General features: G+C 72.4%; 19 protein-coding genes and 1 tRNA gene. 7 read left to right on the plus strand and 13 right to left on the minus strand.

The window, feature by feature from the left end; translation table 11 throughout:
• Positions 1-11: 11 nt before the first annotated feature.
• The 8 genes from def to ACR68M_RS11330 all read right to left on the minus strand — a co-directional run bounded on the left by def (position 12) and on the right by ACR68M_RS11330 (position 7,475).
• A complete protein-coding gene (gene def / locus ACR68M_RS11295) occupies positions 12-668 on the minus strand; it encodes a peptide deformylase (protein WP_441250320.1) in 657 nt (218 codons plus the stop codon).
• Between the two features lie 83 nt (positions 669-751).
• On the minus strand, positions 752-1,732 hold the full coding sequence (locus ACR68M_RS11300) for a tetratricopeptide repeat protein (RefSeq protein ID WP_441250321.1): 981 nt from the start codon (positions 1,730-1,732) through the stop codon (positions 752-754).
• Between the two features lie 78 nt (positions 1,733-1,810).
• The gene (locus ACR68M_RS11305; RefSeq protein WP_441250322.1) at positions 1,811-3,103 is read right to left on the minus strand and encodes an HD-GYP domain-containing protein; all 1,293 of its coding nucleotides are present in this window, start codon (positions 3,101-3,103) and stop codon (positions 1,811-1,813) included.
• Entirely contained in the window at positions 3,100-4,536 is a 1,437-nt protein-coding gene (locus tag ACR68M_RS11310) for an HD-GYP domain-containing protein (RefSeq protein ID WP_441250323.1), read from the minus strand. Before ACR68M_RS11310 ends, ACR68M_RS11305 begins: the two co-directional genes overlap by 4 nt.
• A gap of 204 nt (positions 4,537-4,740) precedes the next feature.
• A complete protein-coding gene (gene rsrA / locus ACR68M_RS11315; protein WP_441250324.1) occupies positions 4,741-5,034 on the minus strand; it encodes a mycothiol system anti-sigma-R factor in 294 nt (97 codons plus the stop codon).
• Complete coding sequence (locus tag ACR68M_RS11320) at positions 5,031-5,762, minus strand: sigma-70 family RNA polymerase sigma factor (protein WP_441251579.1); 732 nt, start codon at positions 5,760-5,762, stop codon at positions 5,031-5,033. The genes rsrA and ACR68M_RS11320 overlap by 4 nt, the downstream gene beginning before the upstream one ends.
• A gap of 277 nt (positions 5,763-6,039) precedes the next feature.
• A complete protein-coding gene (locus ACR68M_RS11325) occupies positions 6,040-6,693 on the minus strand; it encodes an alpha/beta hydrolase family protein (RefSeq protein ID WP_441250325.1) in 654 nt (217 codons plus the stop codon).
• Positions 6,694-6,713: 20 nt separating this feature from the next.
• Positions 6,714-7,475 (minus strand): SOS response-associated peptidase, encoded by a 762-nt coding sequence (locus ACR68M_RS11330; RefSeq protein WP_441250326.1) that lies wholly within the window; start codon positions 7,473-7,475, stop codon positions 6,714-6,716.
• Between the two features lie 110 nt (positions 7,476-7,585).
• Here ACR68M_RS11330 and ACR68M_RS11335 point away from each other — a divergent pair, with 110 nt between their 5' ends.
• From ACR68M_RS11335 to hisN, 5 genes are all read left to right on the plus strand, one after another.
• Positions 7,586-8,293 carry a M50 family metallopeptidase gene (locus ACR68M_RS11335; RefSeq protein ID WP_441250327.1) on the plus strand — a complete coding sequence of 236 codons (708 nt, stop codon included), beginning with the start codon at positions 7,586-7,588 and terminating at the stop codon, positions 8,291-8,293.
• 54 nt (positions 8,294-8,347) lie between these two features.
• Positions 8,348-9,667 (plus strand): 3-phosphoshikimate 1-carboxyvinyltransferase, encoded by a 1,320-nt coding sequence (aroA, locus tag ACR68M_RS11340; RefSeq protein WP_441250328.1) that lies wholly within the window; start codon positions 8,348-8,350, stop codon positions 9,665-9,667.
• A 16-nt stretch (positions 9,668-9,683) separates the two neighbouring features.
• Entirely contained in the window at positions 9,684-10,739 is a 1,056-nt protein-coding gene (gene rsgA / locus ACR68M_RS11345; protein ID WP_441250329.1) for a ribosome small subunit-dependent GTPase A, read from the plus strand.
• Between the two features lie 116 nt (positions 10,740-10,855).
• Entirely contained in the window at positions 10,856-11,179 is a 324-nt protein-coding gene (locus ACR68M_RS11350; protein ID WP_441250330.1) for a DMT family transporter, read from the plus strand.
• Positions 11,180-11,250: 71 nt separating this feature from the next.
• The gene (gene hisN / locus ACR68M_RS11355) at positions 11,251-12,048 is read left to right on the plus strand and encodes a histidinol-phosphatase (RefSeq protein ID WP_441250331.1); all 798 of its coding nucleotides are present in this window, start codon (positions 11,251-11,253) and stop codon (positions 12,046-12,048) included.
• An 88-nt stretch (positions 12,049-12,136) separates the two neighbouring features.
• Here hisN and ACR68M_RS11360 read toward each other — a convergent pair whose 3' ends face one another.
• A complete protein-coding gene (locus ACR68M_RS11360; RefSeq protein ID WP_441250332.1) occupies positions 12,137-13,618 on the minus strand; it encodes a catalase in 1,482 nt (493 codons plus the stop codon).
• Positions 13,619-13,724: 106 nt separating this feature from the next.
• On the opposite strand from ACR68M_RS11360, the gene ACR68M_RS11365 reads away from it, so the two are divergent.
• Positions 13,725-14,135: a Fur family transcriptional regulator gene (locus ACR68M_RS11365; RefSeq protein ID WP_441250333.1), complete on the plus strand. Its 411-nt coding sequence runs from the start codon at positions 13,725-13,727 to the stop codon at positions 14,133-14,135.
• 31 nt (positions 14,136-14,166) lie between these two features.
• Here the strand turns inward: ACR68M_RS11365 and ACR68M_RS11370 are convergent, their stop codons facing one another.
• The 3 genes from ACR68M_RS11370 to ACR68M_RS11380 form a co-directional block, all read right to left on the minus strand.
• On the minus strand, positions 14,167-16,116 hold the full coding sequence (locus ACR68M_RS11370) for a tetratricopeptide repeat protein (RefSeq protein WP_441250334.1): 1,950 nt from the start codon (positions 16,114-16,116) through the stop codon (positions 14,167-14,169).
• 388 nt (positions 16,117-16,504) lie between these two features.
• Positions 16,505-16,578: transfer RNA gene (locus tag ACR68M_RS11375), tRNA-Met, on the minus strand.
• A gap of 79 nt (positions 16,579-16,657) precedes the next feature.
• Entirely contained in the window at positions 16,658-19,564 is a 2,907-nt protein-coding gene (locus ACR68M_RS11380) for a UPF0182 family membrane protein (protein WP_441251580.1), read from the minus strand.
• 178 nt (positions 19,565-19,742) lie between these two features.
• Here ACR68M_RS11380 and ACR68M_RS11385 point away from each other — a divergent pair, with 178 nt between their 5' ends.
• The gene (locus ACR68M_RS11385; RefSeq protein WP_441250335.1) at positions 19,743-20,306 is read left to right on the plus strand and encodes a PPA1309 family protein; all 564 of its coding nucleotides are present in this window, start codon (positions 19,743-19,745) and stop codon (positions 20,304-20,306) included.
• A gap of 64 nt (positions 20,307-20,370) precedes the next feature.
• On the opposite strand, the gene ACR68M_RS11390 is transcribed toward ACR68M_RS11385, so the two are convergent.
• Positions 20,371-21,453: a YlbL family protein gene (locus ACR68M_RS11390; protein WP_441250336.1), complete on the minus strand. Its 1,083-nt coding sequence runs from the start codon at positions 21,451-21,453 to the stop codon at positions 20,371-20,373.
• Positions 21,454-21,461 lie beyond the last annotated feature (8 nt).

Here is a 21,461-nt window from a genome sequence, read left to right on the forward strand (position 1 = left end):
CCGACGGTGCGTCAGTCGTTCGACACCGTCGCGTACTTCGCAGTGCCCTCGGCCATCTGCTTGAGGGCGTCCTTGCGGTCGCGCTTCGACAGCTTGTCGATGTAGAGGAAGCCGTACAGGTGGTCGGTCTCGTGCTGGAGGCAGCGGGCGAAGAAGCCGGTGCCCTCGACCCGGATCGGGTTGCCGTGCTTGTCCTGGCCGGTGACGGCGGCGTAGTCCGGGCGGGGCAGCTCGGCGTACGCGGTGGGTACGGAGAGGCAGCCCTCGTTGCCGTCGTCGAGCGCGCGGCGGCGGTCGGCCGGGAAGGGCTCCAGCACCGGGTTGACGACGTGGCCGATGTGCCGGGTGTTGTCGTCGTCCGGGCAGTCGTAGACGAACACCTTGGTGTCGACGCCGATCTGGTTGGCCGCCAGGCCCACGCCCTCGGCCGCGTACATCGACATGAACATGTCGTCGATCAGCGCGGAGAGCGCCTCGTCGAAGACCGTGACGTCCTTGCACTCGTGGTGCAGGACGGGGTTCCCGACCACGGTGATCGGGCGGGCCGTGCCCTTGGAGCGGTCATGCTCCTCGCCGACCACCTTCATCTCCGGGGCGGCCTCGCCGTGCTCGTGGTCGTGCTCGTGACCATGGTCGTGGTCATGGTCGTGGTCGTGCTGCTCGGCCATCGCTGCTTCGCTTTCCTGACGTCTCCGGCTGTACCGCTCAAGAGTACGGCCCCGCCCCACCCGGTAGCCCTTACTTTCGCCGGTCAGCAGACCTCTTCGAGGTCCCGGTAGGCCCGCGTCACCGGCGAGGCCGCGACCCAGCGGTCGAGCAGCGTCCGGACCAGCCCGGCCGGGGCGGCGATGCCGCACTCGCGCTCGGCCAGCCAGGAGAGCCCGCTGCTGCCGCTGAGGTGGCTGAGGTGGCCGGGGTGCGCCGCGTCGCCGTCGTCGTGCGGGTCGTGGTGCGTGCTGTTGCCGTCGTCGGTGGCCATCCGGCTCTCCGAACATGCCCGGCAGAGCAGCCGGACGGAGGCCGTCCAGTCCTCGGCGGCGTACCCGGCGTCGGCGACGAGCCGCTCCAGCGCGTCCCGGTCGGCGGCCGTGGCGGCCTGCAGCAGCACCACGTACGTCGGCACCGGCGAGGGCGCCCAGAGCTCGATCTCGTCGAAGACGGGGTACGCCACCCCGTCGGTGACGCGCTCGCCGTGCGGGGCGCCGTCGTGCAGCACCACCTCGCCCCAGCGGCGGCCGGAGGAGGGCAGCGGGATGGAGAGCACCTCGATCCGGGCCGGGTCCAGCCGGCGGCCCCAGACCACCTCGGACTCGCCGTCCGGCGAGAGCCGCACCGGCGTGGTGCCGAGGTCCAGCTCGACCGGGCCGGCCGGTGCGGCGGTGGCGGGCAGCCGCAGCCCGAAGGCCTGCCAGGAGCGCCGGGCGAGCGACCAGTCCTGGAGGGCGGTGGCGGTGATGCCGAGGTTCCACCAGTCCGGTGCGCCGTGCTCGCGGTCGAGCAGGGCGACGGCGCGCAGCCCGGCGGTGCGTGCCTGGTCCCAGTCGCGGCGGAACTTGTGCAGCAGGGCGAGGTTGAACCAGGAGTCGGAGAGCCACGGCTCCAGGTCGGCCGCCATCACCAGCAGCGCCCCGGCGTCCTCGTACCGGCCGTCGCCGATCAGCGTGAAGGCCCGGTCGGTCGTCTGCCGCCAGGTGGCCGACGGCCGGTGCCGTGTGCGGTGGAAGATCCTCACGTTCCGTCCTTGCCGTCTGTCGTCCGCCGGTAGCTGCCTGCGAGGGTCGGGGAGCTGCCCCGCCTCCGGTGTTCCACGCTATGACCGCATCCAACCACGGCGCCCCCGGGCCGCGCTCCCCACGCGGGTTTTCGGCTCCCCGCCGCCCTTCGCGAGCAGCTCGACGACCCGGGGGTCGTACCCGGCCGTGGTGTCCCGGCGCAGCTGCTCCAGGGCCGCGCGCCGCGCGGTGGCGCCGGTCAGCCCCCGGCCGAGGGCGGCGGTCAGCAGGTCGTCGTGGGCGTTGGCGACCCGGATGATCCGGGCGGCCAGCGGCAGTGAGCGGTCGTGGCTGCCGTCCGGGCGGCGGTAGGGGTCGGCCAGCCTGGCGACCTGCCGGGAGACCTGCCGGGGCACGCCCGTCCGTTGGATGACCTCGCTGCCGAGCCGGGCGATCCGCTGCTGCTCGGGCTGCCCGAGCAGCGCCGTCGCGCCGTCGGGCACCGGCTCGACCAGGGACAGCTGGCCGATGTCGTGCATCAGCGCGGCGTACTCCAACAGGGCGAGTTCGCGGGTGCCGAGGCCCAGCTCGCGGCCGAGTGCGCAGGCGGTGTCGGCGACCCGGCGGGCGTGGCCGACGGGGGTGTACCCGGCGATCTCTGTGGCTCTGGACAGCGTCTCGATGGTCTGCCCGGTGGTGGCCCGGACGGCGGCGGCCCGGCGGAAGGAGGCCTGGGCGAGCAGCAGGGGTGTGCAGAAGACCGGCAGCGCCCAGAGCCCGACCTCCCCGGCCAGCAGGCTGATCAGCATCCCGGTGGCGACGATCGCCGAGCCGATGCCGAGCAGCGAGTGCAGCTCGTCCTCCAGCGCGGCGGTGAACCGCAGGCCCGTCCTGGCCCGGTGCAGCAGGGCGCCGAGCGTCGCGTCGCAGAGCGCGGTGAGTGCCGCCACCCCGGTGAGGAACGCCCCGTACGCGGGCCCGGAGAGCGGCACCCGGTCGAGGGCGCCGCTGTTGTAGAGCGGCTGGAAGAGCGTGGCGGCGAAGCCGACCACGAGCAGCCGCCGGGCCAGCGCGTCCGCCCGCCGGGCCCGCCGGCCGAAGGAGCCGAGCAGCATCCCCGCCGCCGTCACCACGACGGCCTGGAGCACGCCGTGCGTGGTCGGCAGCCCCCGCAGCGGCCCGAGCAGCGCGTACGCGAGGGCGACGGCCGCGCCGATCGGCGCCTGCTCCCGGCCGCCCGGCAGCCGGATCCGGGCGAGCTCGCCGAGCGCGATCACCACCGTGAACGCCGACGCCACCGCGGGCTCGCGGACGCCCGACCGCACGACCGAGCCGACGGCGGTGAACAGCAGCGCCGCCGCCGCCAGGTGCACCACCCGCACCGAGCTCACGCCGGACCGCCGGAGCGCACGGCGCGGCGCCGGGCGGGTTCGGGGACGCCGAGCGGGATGTCCGGCACCTCGCCGTCCCAGCCGCCGGGCGGCGGCAGCGCGGGCTCCCAGCCGTGCTCGGCGACGGCGGCGACCAGCGCGTGCACCATCGCCGGGTCGAACTGGCTCCCGGCGCAGCGCTCCAGCTCGGCGACGGCCTCCGGCACGGGCCGACCGCGCCGGTAGGAGCGGGTGGAGGTCATCGAGTCGAAGGCGTCGGCGACGGAGATGATCCGGGCGAACTCGGGGATGCTCTCGCCCGCCAGCCCAGCGGGGTAGCCGCGCCCGTCGAGCCGCTCGTGGTGGTGCAGGATGCCCGCGCGGGCCTCGCCGAGGAAGGCGATCTCCCGGACGAGCTCGTGCCCGAAGACGGGGTGCGTCTCGACCGCCCGCCGCTCGGCCTCGGTGAGCGGCCCGTTGCGGCGCAGCAGCTCGGTGGCGACGCCGAGCTTGCCGACGTCGTGCAGCGTCCCGGCGAAGTGCAGCGTCCGCAGCCGGTCCTCGGCCATCCCGAGCTGCCGGGCGATCAGCACGGCGGCCCGGCCGACGCGTTCACTGTGCCCCCTGGTGTACGCGTCCTTGATCTCCACCGCCTGCACCAGCGCCTGGACGGCCGCCTGATGGGCCGTCCGCTCGCGGTGCCCCTCGGCGAAGACCCAGGCGGAGATCGACAGCGGCAGCAGCGCGAGCACCGCGGCGAACGCACCGTACGGGCCCTGCCACAGCACCGCGACCATCAGCCCGCCGGCCCCGTGCACGAGTACGGGCAGCAGCACCCCGGGGCGCAGCACCTGCCGTCGGCAGGGCTCGGCGAGCCGCCGCATCCCGGCCACCAGACCGGCGTTGACCAGGCAGAACACCGCGACGGCGGCCAGTACGGGCAGTACCGCGCCGGGGAAGCGCGAGCCGAGCAGCAGCTGCGGGCCGCCGAGCAGCCGGAAGACGACGGCGGCGGCGAAGGCGGCGAGGGCGAGCTGCGCCGCGTTCCAGCAGCGGCGCAGCCGGCGCCAGGGCTCGGGTGCGTGGGCGGAGAGGGCGGCGGGTACGGCGATCAGCGCGGCGGCGGCGGGCGGCAGCATCAGCGCTCCGGCGAAGAGCACCGGGAAGAAGGCGACGCCGGGGCGGGGCGCGGGCTCCGCGCAGGCGACCGGGCGGCGCGCGATCCGGCGTGCGAGGCGGAAGCAGGGGGTGGGCAGGCCCTGGGCGAGCGCGTCCCAACAGGCGTGCAGGAAGACCAGCAGCCCGACCCGGGGCCAGTCGACCGCGCCGCGCAGGCCCGGCACGACGGCCGGGCTCAGCAGGCAGACGGCGGCGGCGAGCAGCACCACCACCGCGTACCGCACGGCCGCCCTCGGCAGCGCCGCGCCCTCGCCTCCGCCAGCGATCTCCGCCACCGCGCCACGACCCCAGTGCCCTTGGGGCGCCTCACCATGAGGGCCCGTCAGGAGGATAGGGCTCGCCCGACCGCCCTGAGCCCTTCATCGTGGATCGGCCCGGCCGACACGGCCACAGCTCACCCGAACGAGTGAGATTGGGCCGCTCCTCGTACCCCTGTACGAGTCGGGGCAGGGGCCCGTCCGGCCACTCCGTGACAGCCGCTACTCGGTGACGGTCGCCTCGGCGGCCCGGCTGCGCTGTCCGGACCGGATCGCGTCGATCCGGGCCAGCACCTTGCCGCGCAGATCGGCCGGGGTGTCGTCACAGCCGCAGGAACGCTTGATCAATGCCTTGATCGCCTGTTCGAGGCCGTACTTCTCCAGGCAGGGCGAGCACTCCTCGAAGTGCACGCGCAGCTTGACGCAGTCGCCTTCGTTCATCTCGTTGTCGAGAAATTCGTAGAGGTGGTCGAGCACCTCTCCGCACTCGGTGTCGTGCGGATCGCCGCAGCTCATGAGCCCGCGCCCTTCGCTTCCTGCCCTGCCCCGCTGCCTGCCGGGACGAGCCCACGCTCGCGGGCGTAATCCTCCAGCATGCCGCGCAACTGCCTGCGGCCACGGTGCAGCCGGGACATCACCGTACCGATGGGTGTTCCCATGATGTCCGCGATCTCCTTGTACGCAAAGCCCTCTACGTCGGCAAGATAGACCGCGATCCGGAATTCCTCCGGGATCGCCTGGAGGGCGTCCTTCACGTCGCTGTCCGGCAGGTGGTCGAGTGCCTGGGCCTCGGCCGAGCGCAGACCTGTCGACATGTGCGACTCGGCGCGGGCCAGCTGCCAGTCCTCGATCTCCTCGGCGGCCGTCCGCTGCGGCTCGCGCTGCTTCTTGCGGTACGAGTTGATGAAGGTGTTGGTGAGGATGCGGTACAGCCACGCCTTGAGGTTCGTGCCCTCACGGAACTGGTGGAAGGACGCGTACGCCTTGGCGAACGCCTCCTGGAGCAGATCCTCGGCGTCGGCCGGGTTTCGCGTCATCCGCAGCGCGGCGGAGTACATCGGGTCCAGGTAGCCCAGGGCGTCGCGCTCGAAGCGCTCCCGCCGGGCCTCCTCGGTCTCCTGGGCCGACACCCGGAAGGTGTCCTCGCCGATCGCCTCGGCCAGCTCGTCACCCGTGAGCACCTCGCTCACCGGCACGACCCTGCCCGACTCGGCCTCGTCCTCGGTCCCGACGACCGGACCCACCTCCTCGGCATGGCGGATGAAGCCCACGGCGGGCCCACCCGAGAGCGAGGATATCGGGCTGACGGGCTTCTCGCCCGCGACAAGCCAGTCCGACCAGACGGGGGTGAGGGCGGCTGCCGCCTCACGCCTGCCGGATCGCTCGGGGCACGCGATCGAACCCATCTGCCCTGCCTTTCCACCGGAACACCTGCTGACGGTAGGTGTAAACCCGGTTGCCCCCACGGACATTCCCGCAATCGGCGAGATACCCCAGGAGGAGTCCCAATTCCCGGGCGCTTCAGCCGAATAGCTCAAGCAGCCAGTCGCCCGCCGCGCCGGTGATCAACTCCAGTGCCTCCTCCTGCCCGTACGGCGCGCGCTTGGGCACCGCGAACGAGTGGTTCCCGTACGGAACGGCCACCAAGCGGTGCCCGGAAGGGAGTTCGGGGAATTCCTCCGGCGTGCCGAAGGTGTCCTGGGCGCCCTGGAGGACGAGGGTCGGCCGCCCGGACTCTGTCAGTTCCGCCGCCCGGCTGCGGTCGGGGCGGCCCGGCGGGTGCAGCGGGAAGGACAGCGCCAGCACCGCCGCCGCGCCCGTCTCCAGCGCCGTCCGGCAGGCGACCCGGGCCCCGGCGCTGCGGCCCCCGACCACCACCGGCACGCCGTCGGCGGCGCACTCGGCGGTCAGCGCGGCCAGCACCGGCAGCCAGCCCGCGTCCAGCGTCTTCGGCGCGGGCGCGACCTTCCTCCCCGCCACCCGCCAGGGCTGCTCGACCAGCGCGACGGCGATGCCGCGCGGCGGCAGCGCGCCGGCCAGCGCCTGGAGGTCCCGCGCCTCGACCCCGCCGCCCGCGCCGTGCCCGAGCACCAGCAGCGCCTTCGCCGGGCCGACGGCCGGGTACCGGGTGGTGCGGGCGTCCCCGGCCGGGGTGGCGACGGTCTGCTGCTGCACGGGGGTGCCTCCTGGAACTCCTAGAACAGGGTGAAGTCCCCAGTGTCCACGGCCTCCGGAGCCAGCGGGCGCAGCAACTCCGGCCCGTTGTTGCGGATGTTCCCGACCGCCGGGGAGACCGGGACGGCCTGCAGCGCGCCGGGCGGGGGCGCCGCCAGCAGCGACCGCAGCTCCTCCGGCTCGGTGCGGGCCGGGTCGAGCCAGGCGTCGTGGGCGCCCCGGTCGAGGAAGAGCGGCATCCGCTCGTGGATCGGCGCCAGCAGCGGTTCGGCCTCGGTGGTGACCACGGTGCAGGTGACCAGCCAGGCGCCGGGGTCGTCGGTGGGCCGGGTGCGGTCGCGCCAGAACTCGTACAGCCCGGCCAGCGCCAGCACGCCGCCGTCGGCGCGGCTCACGAAGTACGGCTGCTTGCGGGGCTTGCCCTTGCCCGTCGGTATGGTCTGCCACTCGTAGTAGCCGTCGATCGGGATCAGGCAGCGACGGGCGGCGAAGGCCTGCCGGTAGGCGGGCTTCTCGTGCACGGTGTCGGCCCTGGCGTTGATCATCTTCACCGCCGTCTCGGCCGTCCTCGACCAGGCCGGGACGAGCCCCCAGCGCAGCACCCGCAGCTGCCGGACGGGCTCCGGCCCGCCCTTCGGCGCGCGCTCCAGCACCACGTACGCCGGGTCGGTCGGCGCGACGTTCCAGCTCGGGGCGATGGTCTCGGTGGTGTCCCACTGCTCGACGCCGAAGATCTCGACCAGGTCCTCGGGTTTGGTGGTTGAGGCGAATCGACCGCACATACGACCAGCGTAGCCAGGCCCTCACCCACAGCGGGCCAGAACCGGACAGTACCGCCGGACCGTCCTGGCATGGGAGGCTGCCGGATCGGCACCACCAAGGAGGTAGGGGTATGGACACCGCGGACGTGTGGCACCGGGTCATCGGCACCCAGCCCGACCCGCCGCGCTGGCTCGTGCTCGGCGCCGGCGCACTAGCCCTGCTGGCGATCCTGCCGCACCCCGTCTGGCGCCTCAGCCGCAACGTGGTGACGATCGCGCACGAGGGCGGCCACGGCCTCGCCGCGCTGCTGACCAGGCGGCGGCTCTCCGGCATCCGCCTGCACTCCGACACCTCCGGCCTGACGATCTCCTCCGGCCGGCCCACCGGCCCCGGCATGATCCTCACCGCCGCCGCCGGGTACACCGCCCCGCCGCTGCTCGGCCTCGGCGGCGCGGCCCTGCTCTCCGCCCACCACGTCACCGCCCTGCTGTGGATCTCGATCGCGCTGCTCGCCGGGCTGCTGGTGATGATCCGCAACGCCTTCGGCGTGCTGTCCGTCGTGCTGACCGGCGCCGCCTTCTTCCTGATCTCCTGGTACGGCGGCAGCCAGCTCCAGGCGGCCTTCGCCTACCTCGGCTGCTGGTTCCTGCTGCTCGCCGGGGTCCGGCCCGTGGTCGAGCTCCAGAGCAAGCGCCGCCGGGGCGGGGCCCGCGACTCCGACGCCGACCAGCTGGCCCGCCTCACCGGTGTCGGCGCCGCGCTCTGGGTCACCCTCTTCCTCGTCGTCGCCCTCGCCAGCCTGCTGGCCGGCGGCAGCTGGCTGGTCAACCAGGGGTGACCCCGGAGGGCCGCGCTCCCGGGGCCGCGAGGCCCGGCCCCTAGACTTAGCCGCATGACTGAAGCCCTGTGGCCCGCCCCCGTCGCGACCGCTGCCGTCGACGCGACCGTCACCATCCCCGGCTCGAAGTCGGCGACCAACCGTGCGCTGGTGCTTGCGGCGCTCGCCGACGGGCCGGGCTGGGTGCGCCACCCGCTCCGCAGCCGCGACTCGCAGCTGATGGCGGACGGCCTGCGCGCCCTGGGCGTCACCATCGAGGAGACGGTCAACGCCGCGACCGGCGGCACCGGCGGCGGCGAGGCCTGGCGGGTCATCCCGGCCGGCCGGCTGCGCGGCCCGGCCCAGGTGGACGTGGGCAACGCGGGCACCGTCATGCGCTTCCTGCCCCCCGTCGCGGTGCTGGCCGACGGCCCGGTGCACTTCGACGGCGACCCGCGCTCGTACGAGCGGCCGCAGCACGGCGTGATCAACGCCCTGCGCGCGCTCGGCGCCCGGATCGACGACGGCGGCCGCGGCGGCTTCCCGCTCACCGTGCACGGCGCGGGCTCGCTGGACGGCGGCCCGGTCGAGCTGGACGCCTCGTCCTCCTCGCAGTTCGTCTCCGCCCTGCTGCTCTCCGGCGCCCGCTACAACAACGGCGTGGAGATCCGCAACGTCGGCGGCTCCGTCCCCTCCCTGCCGCACATCCGGATGACGGTCGACATGGTCCGCAAGGCCGGTGCCCAGGTCGACGCGCCGGAGGACGGCGGCGAGAAGGACGTCTGGCGGGTCACCCCCGGCGCGCTGATCGGCCGGGACGTGGTGGTCGAGCCCGACCTCTCCAACGCCGCGCCGTTCTTCGCCGCCGCGCTGGTGACCGGCGGCAAGGTCACCGTCCGGGACTGGCCGAAGCACACCTACCAGCCGGGCGACCAGCTGCGCGAGATCTACACCGCGATGGGCGGCTCCTGCCGCTTCACCGAGGACGGCCTGGAGTTCACCGGCACCGGCAGGGTCACCGGCATCGAGGCCGACCTGCACGACGTCGGCGAGCTGACCCCGGTGATCGCCGCCGTGGCGGCGCTGGCCGACTCCGAGTCCCACCTCTACGGCATCGCGCACCTGCGCCTGCACGAGACGGACCGCCTGGCCGCGCTCGCCAAGGAGATCAACGACCTCGGCGGCGACGTCACCGAGACCGAGGACGGTCTGCGGATCCGCCCGCGCAAGCTGCACGGCGGTGTCTTCCACACCTACGAGGACCACCGGCTCGCCACCGCCGCCGCCGTGCTCGGCCTGGTGGTCGAGGGCGTCGAGGTGGAGAACGTCGCGACGACCGCGAAGACCCTGCCGGACTTCCCCCGGATGTGGGCCGACCTCCTCGGCCAGGTCTGACGGGGGGACGAGCACCATGCGCCGTTACGGCAAGGACGCCGACGAGGACGACATCCGCAACCGCCCGGCCCGCAAGGGATCCCGGCCCCGGACGCGGATCCGGCCCAAGCACGAGGACGCCGCCGACGGCATGATCCTCACCGTGGACCGGGGCCGACTGACCTGCCTGGTCGACGTCGGCACCAAGAACGAGCGCGAGGTCATCGCAATGAAGGCCCGCGAGCTGGGCCGCAAGGGCGTCGTCGTGGGTGACGTCGTCAACATCGTCGGTGATCTCTCGGGGGACCCGGACACGCTGGCCCGGATCGTCCGGGTCGAGGAGCGCAGCTCCGTCCTGCGCCGCACGGCCGACGACGACGACCCGTACGAGCGGATCGTCGTCGCCAACGCCCAGCAGTTGGCCATCGTCACGGCGCTCGCCGACCCGGAGCCCCGGCCCCGGCTGATCGACCGCTGCCTGGTCGCCGCCTACGACGCGGGCATGGAGCCGCTGCTGGTGCTCACCAAGGCCGACCTCGCCCCGGCCGAACCGCTGCTGGAGGCGTACGCGCCGCTGGGCATCCAGTACGTCGTGACCCGGCGGGACGAGCTGGCCACCGAGGGCGCGGAGGCCGTCCGCGAGTACCTGCGCGGGCGTTCGACCGTCTTCATCGGGCACTCCGGCGTCGGCAAGACCACCCTGGTCAACGCGCTGGTGCCGCTGCACCAGCGGACCACCGGCGTGGTCAACGCGGTGACCGGGCGCGGGCGGCACACCACCGTCTCGGCGCTCGCCCTGCGGCTCCCGCCGCCGCCCGGCGTCAAGCCCGGCTCGAAGAAGGCGCTCGACCCGGGCTGGGTCATCGACACCCCCGGCTTCCGCTCCTTCGGCCTCTCCCACATCGACCCCTCCCGGGTCATCCTCGCCTTCCCCGACCTGGAGCCCGGCACCGAGGGCTGCCCGCGCGCCTGCAGCCACGACGAGCCCGACTGCGCCCTCGACGCCTGGGTCGCCGACGGCCACGCCGAACAGGCCCGGCTCTACTCGCTGCGCCGCCTGCTCTCCTCCAAGGAAGCCCGCGAGGGCGACTGATCGCTCTCTTTCGGACCGTCAGAAGTGTCGGACCGCTCCGTCCTGGCCAGAATAGGAAGATCAGTGGATAGGACGGTCGGACCACCGGCCCTCCCGGCGGAGAGGGAGTCAGGCTGATGGCATGGGCCATGGTGGTCCTCGCGGGCCTGCTGGAGACCGGCTTCGCGATCAACCTCAAGCTGAGCGAGGGCTTCACCAAGCTCTGGCCGACGGTCGGCTTCGCCTGTTTCGCGCTCGGCAGCTTCGGTCTGCTGACGCTCTCGCTCAAGACCCTGCCGGTCGGCAGCGCCTACGCGGTGTGGACGGGCATCGGCGCGGCCGGCACGGCGATCTACGGGATGATCTGGCTCGACGAGTCGACCTCGGTGCTCAAACTGGTCTCGATCAGCCTGGTGATCGCCGGGGTGGTCGGGCTGCAACTCAGCGGCTCCGGCCACTGAGTCGCACTCGGGCCGTCCCGCCCTGCGAGCCCGGCTGTCGGGAAGGCGGGCGGCTCGCTAGGGTTTCGAGCATGGCCGACTACCACGACGATCTCCGACTCGCCCACGTCCTCGCCGACTCGGCCGACTCGATCACCATGGAGCGCTTCAAGGCGCTGGACCTCCGCGTCGAGACCAAGCCCGACCTCACCCCGGTCAGCGACGCCGACAAGGCCGCCGAGGAGCTCGTCCGCAGCGTGCTCCAGCGGGCCCGCCCGCGCGACGCCGTGATGGGCGAGGAGTTCGGCCTCCAGGGCACCGGCCCGCGCCGCTGGGTGATCGACCCGATCGACGGCACCAAGAACTACATCCGGGGCGTGCCGGTCTGGGCCACCCTGATCGCGCTGCTGGAGGTCGGGCCGGGTGGCGAGGAGCGGCCGGTCGTCGGCATCGTCTCCGCCCCCGCGCTGAACCGCCGCTGGTGGGCGGCCGACGGCCTCGGCGCGTACGCCGGGCGCAGCCTCGCCAAGGCGAGCCGCATCCACGTCTCCGGCGTCTCCCGGCTGGAGGACGCCTCGTTCTCGTACTCCTCGCTCTCCGGCTGGGAGGAGCGCGGGCGCCTCGACGCCCTGCTCGACCTGACCCGCGCCTGCTGGCGGACCCGGGCGTACGGGGACTTCTGGTCGTACATGATGCTCGCCGAGGGCGCCGTCGACATCGCCGCCGAGCCCGAGCTGAGCCTGTGGGACATGGCCGCCCCGGCCGTGATCGTCCAGGAGGCCGGCGGCCGGTTCACCGGGCTGGACGGCGTGCCCGGCCCCGGCGGCGCGGACGCGGTGGCCTCGAACGGGCTGCTGCACGAGGACGCGCTGCGGCTGCTGAGCGTGTAGCCGCGGCAGCGGAATGGGTGCGGGCCCCGAAGTCGGTTGATCCGACCTCGGGGCCCGCTGCTTTCGGGGTGCCGCCTACTGCTGCCTGCTACTGCTGCTTGCGCAGCTCGCGGACGGCCGCCTCCAGGCGCTGACCGTAGTCGGCGTCGGCCTGGCGGAAGTTGTCGATCGCGCGCTCGACGATGTCCTCGCGGTCGGCGGAGACCTTGGCGATGAAGCCGGCCAGGTTGGCGACCAGGCGGGCCTTCTCGTCCTCCGAGTAGAGGCGGTAGAGGTTGCCGGCCTGCACGAAGTCGGTGTCCTCGGCGTGCGAGGGGGCCTCGTGGTTGCCGGTCGCACCGGTGACCAGCGGCACCGACGACCAGAGCGGGCGGTTGGTCTGCACCGGGCCGCCGAAGCTGTTGGGCTCGTAGTTCTTCGCCTTGCCGTGGCGGCCGTCGTACAGGTAGCCGTCGCGGCTGTTGGTGCGCGCCTCGGTGGCGTGCGGGCGGTTCACCGGCAGGTGGTCGGCGTTGATGCCGACGCGGTAGCGGTGGGCGTCCGCGTACGCGAACAGGCGGCCCTGGAGCATCTTGTCGGGGGACGGCCCGATGCCCGGGACGAAGTGCGACGGGGAGAAGATCGACTGCTCGACCTCGGCGAAGACGTTCTCCGGGTTGCGGTTGAGCTCGAGCTTGCCGATCTCGATCGGCGGGTAGTCCGCGTGCGGCCAGACCTTGGTCAGGTCGAACGGGTTGAAGCGGTAGTTCGCGGCGTCGGCGGCGGGCATGATCTGCACCTGCACCGTCCAGCTCGGGAAGTCGCCGTTCTCGATCGACGCGCGCAGGTCGCGCTGGTGGCTGTCCGGGTCCTCACCGGCGAGCTTGTTGGCCTCGTCCTGGGTGAGGTTCTTGATGCCCTGGTCGGTCTTGAAGTGGTACTTCACCCAGAAGTACTCGCCGGCCTCGTTCTGCCACTGGTAGGTGTGCGAGCCGTAGCCGTTCATGTGGCGCAGCGTCGCCGGGATGCCGCGGTCACCGAAGAGCCACGTCACCTGGTGGGTCGACTCGGGCGAGAGGCCCCAGAAGTCCCAGACGTTGTCCGCCTCCTGCGAGCCGGTGTACGGGTCGCGCTTCTGGGTGTGGATGAAGTCGGGGAACTTGATGGCGTCCTTGATGAAGAACACCGGGGTGTTGTTGCCGACGAGGTCGTAGTTCCCCTCCTCGGTGTAGAACTTCAGCGCGAAGCCGCGCGGGTCACGGACGGCGTCGGCCGAGCCGAGGTTGCCCGCGACGGTCGAGAAGCGCAGGAAGGTCTCGGTCTGCTTGCCGATCTCGCCGAGGAAGTTCGCCCGGGTGTACGGGGTCACGTCGGCGGTCACCGTGAAGGTGCCGTACGCGCCGGCGCCGCGGGCGTGCACCACGCGCTCCGGGATGCGCTCGCGGTTGAAGTGCGCGAGCTTCTCGAAGAGCAGCTGATCCTGGATCAGGGCGGGGCCGCCTATGCCCGCTGTCTCCGTGTTCTGGTTGTCGGCGACAGGCGCGCCGGCCTCCGTGGTCAGCGTGGGCCGCAGCTCGTCCTGGGCAGTCATAAGGGAGCACCTCCGCGTTATCCGGTCGTGATTAAGACTGATCCTAGCTTGGACTTTGTCTAAGTCAACACTCACACCAACTTGAGAAACTTGCTACCCTGACCCCATGAGTGACCTGCTTGAACGGCTCCGCGGACGCGGTTGGCGGCTGACCTCGCAGCGGCGAGTGGTCGCCGAAGTCCTCGACGGCGAGCACGTGCACCTCACCGCCGACGAGGTGCACGCCCGTGCCGTCGGCCGGCTCCCCGAGATCAGCCGCGCGACGGTCTACAACACCCTCGGCGAACTCGTCACCCTCGGCGAGGTCCTGGAGGTCTCGACCGACGGCCGTGCCAAGCGGTACGACCCCAACGCCCACCACGCCCACCAGCACCTGATCTGCTCCGGCTGCGGCGCGATCCGTGACGTCCACCCCCAGGGTGACCCGATCGCCGCCCTGCCCGCCAACGAGCGCTTCGGCTTCGTCATCTCGGGCGCGGAGATCACTTACCGTGGTCTCTGCCCAGCGTGTGCCTGACGCTTCGTGAGCGGATCAGCCCGCAGGAGGGCTAGGCGCTGAGCTCGGCGTGCAACGCACCGAGCAGCCGCGAGGCCCGCTCCGCGACCTCCGCCGGGCCGGAGTCCGCCGCGCGGCGGCACCAGTTCTCGGCCTGGACGGGCTCGCCGCGCCGAAGGGCCAGCAGCGCGAGCCGCAGCGCCGCCCGGCCGTGCCCGGCGTCGGCCGCCCGGGTGTACCAGAGCACCGCCTCGGTCTCGCTGTCCTGACGGGCCAGCAGCAGCCCCAGGTTGAAGGCGGCGCTGCGCGAACCGGACTCCGCCGCCCGCCGGTACCAGCTCTCGGCGATCTCCAGCGCGCCGCGCTCGGCGGCCCGGACACCCATCCGGACCTGCGCCCGGCGGTGCCCGGCGTCGGCCGCCACCGCGTACCAGTGCTCGGCCTCCGCGTCGGCGTCACCGCGTCGGTCCAACAGCGAGGCCAGCCGGAAGGCGCCCTCTGCCGAACCGCCCATCGCGGCCTGGCGGTAGCGGTCCAGCGCGGCACCGAGGTGGCCCCGCTGCTCCTGCGCGACCGCCAGTTGGAGCGCGGCCTCGCCGTGCCCCTCCGCGGCGGCGCGCGCGTACCACTCGTGCGCCTGCTGCTGCTCCCCGCGCCCGGCGTGCAGGACGCCCAGGTTGAAGGCGCCGTCCACGCTGCCCGCCTCGGCGGCCTTGGAGAACCACGGCTCGGCACCGGATTCGTCACCGCGCTGGAGCAGCACCACGGCCAGCGCGTTGCACGCCTCCCGGTGCCCGGCGTACGCGGCCCGGCGGTACCACTGCTCGGCCTGGGTCCCACGGCCGAGACCGGCGCAGAGCAGGCCGAGGTTGAAGGCGCCGTTGTGGTCGCCCGCCTCCATCGCGACGCGGTACCAGTGCTCGGCCTCGGCGGACTCGCCCCGACCGGCGTGCAGCGCGCCGAGCGCGTTGGCGGCGTTGCCGTCCCCCGCCTCGGCGGCCTCCTGCCACCACTCGGCGGCGGCCGTCGGGTCTCCGGCGTCGCGCAGCAGGAAGCCCAACGCACAGGCCGCCCGCGCCTCGCCGTTCTGGGCGGACTGCCGGTACCAGCGGGCCGCCTCCTCGTGGTCCTGCCGCTCCTCCAGCAGGACGCCGAGCCGCAGCGCGGCGCGGGCGTGGCTGCGGGCGGCGGCGGTGCGGTACCAGGTCTCGGCGGTCTCCTTGTCCCCCGCCGCCTCCCGCATCCGGGCCAGCCGGTACGCGGCCTCGCGGTGCCCCGCGTCGGCGGACACCTTGAACCAGCGCTCGGCCCGTACGTCGCGCCGGTGCTCCATCAGATCGCCCAGGGCGTAGGCCCCGAGCGGGTGGCCGTGGTCGGCGGCGAAGTGCAGCCAGTACTCGGCGGCCTCCTCCTCGCCCTGGTCACGGAGTTGCAGCCCGAGGGCGTGCGCGGCGGGCGCACTCCCCGCGACGGCCGCCTGGCGCCACCACTGCGCGGCCTCCGCACGGTGGCCCTGCTGGTGCAGCAGCACGCCGAGGTTGTTGGCGGCGGCCCGCTGCCCGGCCGCGGCGGCGGCGCGCAGATACGGTTCGGCGTCCGCCAGGTCACCCCGGCGCAGCAGCAGCGCACCGAGTTGGCTGGCCGCACCCGGGTCGCCCCCGTCGGCGGCCTCGCGGTGCCGGCCCTCCAGGGCGGCCTGCTCGCGGGCGGCGAGCGCCGTCTCGAAGCTGGCGCCGTCGAGGTCGTCCAGGTCGTCGGAGCCGGGCTCGGTCCGGCGGGCCGGGGTGTACGGGCCCACGGCGGCGGCGAAGTCACTGGCGGAGAGCCGGACGAGACTGTCGGGCCCGTAGCCGGGCACCGACCGAGGCACCGTCAGCCCGCTGGTGCGCTGGGCGGGCAGGGCGCTCTGGGTGTCGTCGGGGCTCTGCGCCCAGGTCTCGGTGTCGTGGGCGCCGGTCTGCTCGGGCCCGGCCCCCGATCCGTTCCTACCGATCAGCTTCATGCCGACTCCCCCTCCCCCCAGAGTGCTGCGGCACCCTCCCCCGGCCTTCGGCCAGAGGGACCCGCTGGGAGACGTGCCGGACTCGACGGCCCGTCAACTGCGGTACGTCGTCCCCCGTGTGGTCCATCGTTGCATCACCCGCAACCCGCGTACACCTGCTCGGCCGTAATTGGCGGAGCTGGCCGAAGCCCGGCGAGAATTGCTTCGGCGCTTTGTCGATTTCCCGACACCTGCGCCCCACAAACCCCGAACCCGCCCGGACGGGTGAGGGTTACGCCGCCGGCACCGTTGGCGACGGTCGATAGTACCGGAGCGGACCCCCGCCGAGCCGCCCGGACCGAGCAACACCGAAGGCCCGGAGAAGAATCTCCGGGCCTTCGGTTCAAAGTAGCGGGGACAGGATTTGAACCTGCGACCTCTGGGTTATGAGCCCAGCGAGCTACCGAGCTGCTCCACCCCGCGTCGTTGTGCCCTAACCGTAGCACGGACGCGGGGTGGTCCCTAATCAGTCACCGCAGCTCAGCCGCAGCTCAGCCCCGGCTCAGGGGCTGGGCGACGGCGAGGGGCTTGCGCCGCCCGCCGCCTTCTGCGCGTCGGCAGCCGCGTTGAGCGCGTCCTGGAGCGCCTTCTGCGCGGTGCCGTACGCCGCCCAGTCGCCGCTCTTCAGGGCGTTCTGCCCGTCGGTGAACGCCTTCTGGGCGTCCTGCAGCGCCTTCTGCAGCGCCGGGCTGCCGCCGGTCGTGGGCGTGGTCGGCGTCGTCGGGTTGGTCGGCGTGGTCGGGCTGGTGGGCGCGGTCGGCGTCGTCCCGGCGGTGGCGGCGCCGAAGACCTTCTTCAGCGCGTCCTCCAGGGTGTTCTCGAAGGCGACGTTGTCCTTGCCGTACACGGCGAGCACCTTCTGCAGCACCGGGTACTTGGCGGTCTTGCCGCGCACGTACACCGGTTCGACGTTGAGCAGGCCGCCGCCGACCGGGAGGGTCAGCAGGTTGCCGTACTCGACGTCCGAATCGCCGCCGTTCTTCAGGATGTTGAGCTGGCGGGCCACCTCCGGGTCGGAGTTGAACTTGGCCTGCGCCAGGTTCGGGCCGAGCGTGCCGGTGTCACCGGGCACCTTGAGGATGCGGATCTTCCCGTACTCGGGGCCCGGGTCGGCGCTGATCGCCATGAAGGCGGCCAGGTTGTCCCGCTTGCTCGGCACGAAGGAGGTGGTCAGCGAGAAGCTGGCCGCCGCCGCCTCGGGCATCCGGACCGTCAGGTAGTACGGCGGCTGGACCTCGCCCGTGCCGGTGGTCGGGTCCACCGGGACCTGCCAGATGTCGGTGCCGTTGAAGAAGGAGTTGGCGTCCGTCATGTGGTACTGGCCGAGCAGGTCGCGCTGCACCTTGAACATGTCCTGCGGGTAGCGCAGGTGCGGCACCAGCGTCGCCGGGATGTCCGCGCGGGGCTTGACCGTGCCGGGGAAGGCCTTCATCCAGGTCTTCAGCACCGGGTCGGCGTCGTCCCACTGGTAGAGCGTCACGTCACCGGTGTAGGCGTCGACGGTGGCCTTCACCGAGTTGCGGATGTAGTTCACCTTGTTGGCGGCCGTCAGCGTCTGGCCGCGCTGGCCCGTCAGCGAGTCCTTGGTGACGTCGCCGAGGGTCGTCTTCGAGGAGAACGGGTACCCGTCCGAGGTGGTGTAGCCGTCCAGCACCCAGACCAGCTTGCCGTCCTGCACCACCGGGTACGGGTCGGCGTCGATCGAGAGCCAGGGCGCGACCTTCTCGACCCGCTCCTTGGGCGTCCGGTCGTAGATGACCTTGGCGCCGCTGGCGATCGCCCCGGAGTAGAGGATCTGCGGCTCGGCGAACTTCACCGCGTACGCGGCCCGGGTGATCGGGTTGTCCAGCGAGACACCGCTGCTGCCGGTGTACTGGTACTGCTGGTCGCCGCCCGCGTCGGTGGTGTAGTCGATCTCCTGGTTGGTGCCGCCGACGATCGAGTAGTCGGGGCTCTTCTCGCCGTAGTAGACCCGCTGCTGGTAGTCGCCCAGCGTGCCCGAGGCGGGCAGGCCCGACTCGGTGAAGACCGGCTGGCCCTGGCCGTTGACCTGGTTGCCCTTGGCCGCGACGACGCCGTAGCCGTGGGTGTACTTGAAGTGGTCGTTGATCCAGTTCCGCTGCTGCACCCCGTTCAGGTCCAGCTCACGCACACCGATGACGGTGTCCTGCGCGTCCGTGCCGGTGCCGTAGCGGTCGACGTTCAGCGTCTTCGGGAAGGCGTAGTACGAACGCTGCTGCTCGATCTGCTGGAACGCCGGGGAGACGACGTTCGGGTCCAGCAGCCGGATGTCCTTGATGGTCTGCGCGTCCGGCTTGAGCGCGTCCTGGGTGGTCGCGTCCTTCGGCGTGTACGGCTCGCTCACGCTGTCGGCGATGCCGTAGGCCTGCCGGGTCGCGTCGATGTTCTTCTGGATGTACGGCGTCTCCTTGGCCTGCTCGTTCGGCTTGACCTGGAACTGCTGCACCAGCGCCGGGTACACCCCGCCGATCAGCACCGCCGAGAGCGCCATCAGCCCGAAGCCGATCAGCGCCGGGGCCCAGGTGCGCCGCACCGGGGTCAGGAAGAAGAGCACCGCGCAGATGATCGCGACGAAGAACAGGATCGTCTTCGCGGGCAGGAAGGCGTTCGCGTCGACGTACCGCAGGCCCGTCCAGCTGTCCACGCCCTTGTACGAGCCGGACTTCACCGCCAGCCCGTACCTGTCCAGCCAGTACGCCACCGCCTTCAGCAGCACGAACACGCCCAGCAGCACCGCCAGATGGCCCTGCGCCCCGGCACTCGCCCGGCGCCCCGGCCCCTGCAGCCGCAGGCCGCCGTACAGGTAGTGCACCAGCACCGCGGCGAGCACCGAGACGATCACCGCGCTGAACGCGAAGCCGAGCAGGAACTCGTACCAGGGCAGCGAGAAGGCGTAGAACGAGACATCCATGTGGAACTGGCTGTCCTTCACCCCGAACTGCGTCTGGTTGGTCCACAGCATCCACGTCCGCCACTGGCCGGACGCCGCCGCGCCGGCGATCAGACCGACCAGCAGCGAGAGGCCGATCAGCAGCCAGCGCTTGTACGGCGCGACGCCCATCCGGTAGCGGTCCAGGCTCTGCTGCTCGACGGACATCGCCGACAGCGGCGGGCGCAGCCGGTGCGCCAGCCAGAGGTTGAAGCCGACGACCAGCGCCATCAGCAGGCCGAAGACCCCGAACAGGGCGAGCTTCGTCCAGAGCTGGGAGCTGTAGACCGAGGAGTACCGGACGGACCTGAACCACAGCCAGTCCGTCCACACCCCGGCGAACATGACGAACAGCAGGAACAGCAGCGCCAGCACACCGACCGTCAGCAGCAGCACCTTCGCCCGCCGCGACGGCGGGCCCACTCTGCCGCGGAACCCCGGCGCTGGGCGGTCGGGCATCTGGAACACCAAGGTGGCACCTCTGCTGTGTGTCGTGTTGCGTTGTCGGGACAGTCCTCAGTGCAACTTAATCGGTGTTCAGTCGAGTTCCCACGGTTTGGTCCCACTTCGGGCGGCGGTGCGCGGGGGTACGGCCTTCCGGTACGGCTCAGCGGGCGTCGCGTGTGAGGATTGGGTCATGTCCGATGCACCGAACACCGTCGGCGGCGACGCCCGCCCGCCGGCCGCGACTCCGCTCACCCGCGCCGCGCTGGAGATCGACGAGTACGCCTCCGGCCTCGGCTGGGATCTCCCGGCCCGCCTGTTCGCCCTGGTCGACAGCGCGCAGCTGCGGCGGAGCGACCCGAAGCTCGCCTCCAAGCTCGGCCTGGAGGAGGATGAGGCCGCCGGCCTGACCCCGATCGAGCAGGACGAGCTGCCCGCCGGGATGGAGCTCGACAAGTTCCTCGGCACCATCGCCTGGCCCGACATGGTGGTCGGCTGCGCGCTGGTGGTCGAGCGGCTGATGCTCCCGCCGGGCGCCGAGCAGACCCGCCCGAAGAACGCCACCGAGGCCCAGCTCGCCGACTGGGTGGCCAACCACCCGGCCCGCGAGGAGGTCCGGATCACGGCCGCCGTCCTGCGCGACGGCAAGAAGGAGACGGCCCTGCGGCTGCGCTCCAAGGACATCGCCCGCGAGGTCCTGACCGGCCCCGACCTCGTCCCGGGCCTCACCGAGGCCCTGCTGGCCACCTTCGCCTGAACAACAGCGACGAACCCCGGGGGCGCCTCGCGCTCCCGGGGTTCGTCGCTGAGTGGCCGAGCTGCTACTTGACGGTGCAGGCGGGCAGCGCGGCCGTCTGGCCGGCCCGGACCTGGTCGAGGGCCTTGAGGGCGCCGTCCAGCGTCTCGACCTTGATCAGCCGCAGGCCGCTCGGGGTGTTGGCGGCCGCCTCGGTGCAGTTGTCGGCCGGGGTGAAGAAGTACTCGGCGCCCTTGTCCCGGGCCGCGATCAGCTTCATCGCGATGCCACCGATCGGGCCGACCTTGCCGTCGTCGTCGATCGTGCCCGTCCCGGCGATGAACTTGCCGCCGGTGATGTCGGTCGGCGTCAGCTTGTCGACGATGCCGAGCGAGAACATCAGGCCGGCGCTGGGCCCGCCGACGTCCTGCAGCCCGATGTCGATCTGGAACGGGTAGGTGTGCGTCACGTCCGGCCGGATGCCGACGACCGCGCGGTTCTCGTCGTCCGCCTTGGTGGTCACCACCGAGACCTTGACCTCGTCCGCCGCCGAGGGCGTCGGGCTGTCCTTGCCGTGCGGGACGACCGTGAAGACCACCGTGTCGCCGGGCTTGTGGGTGACGATCTGCGCCGCGACCTGCGGGTACTTGGTGATCGGCACGCCGTCCACCGCGACGATCTGGTCGCCCGCGTGCAGCTTGCCCTCGGCCGGGCCGCCCGCCACCACCGACCGGACGATCACCTCGGTGCCGACGGGGATGCCCAGCTGGCTCAGCGCGGCCGTCTTGGCGCTGTCCTCGGAGGAGGCGAACTCCTCCGCGTTCTGCTGCTGGGCCTCCTTGTCGGTCTGGCCCTGCGGGTAGACGTTGTCGTGCGGCACCACCAGCACGTCGCCCCGCAGCCAGCCGATCACGGTGGAGACCAGGCTCGGCTCGTACTTCGCGCCCGTCACCTGCACCGTCGTCATGTTCAGGTTCCCGGTGGTCGGGTACGTCTGACGGCCGGAGATCGAGATCACCGGCTTGTCGCTGCTGTCCTGCACCCCGAGCGTGTTGTACGTGGGGCCGGGGCTCATCTCGGTGTACGGCACCTTCATCATCACCGAGACACAGAGCAGTGCTATGAGCAGCAGGGTTGCGGCGAGCATCGTCGCAGAGCGGCGTGGCATGGGTCGAC

It is taken from the genome of Kitasatospora sp. McL0602 (genome assembly GCF_052076145.1).
Classification (GTDB): Bacteria; Actinomycetota; Actinomycetes; order Streptomycetales; family Streptomycetaceae; genus Kitasatospora.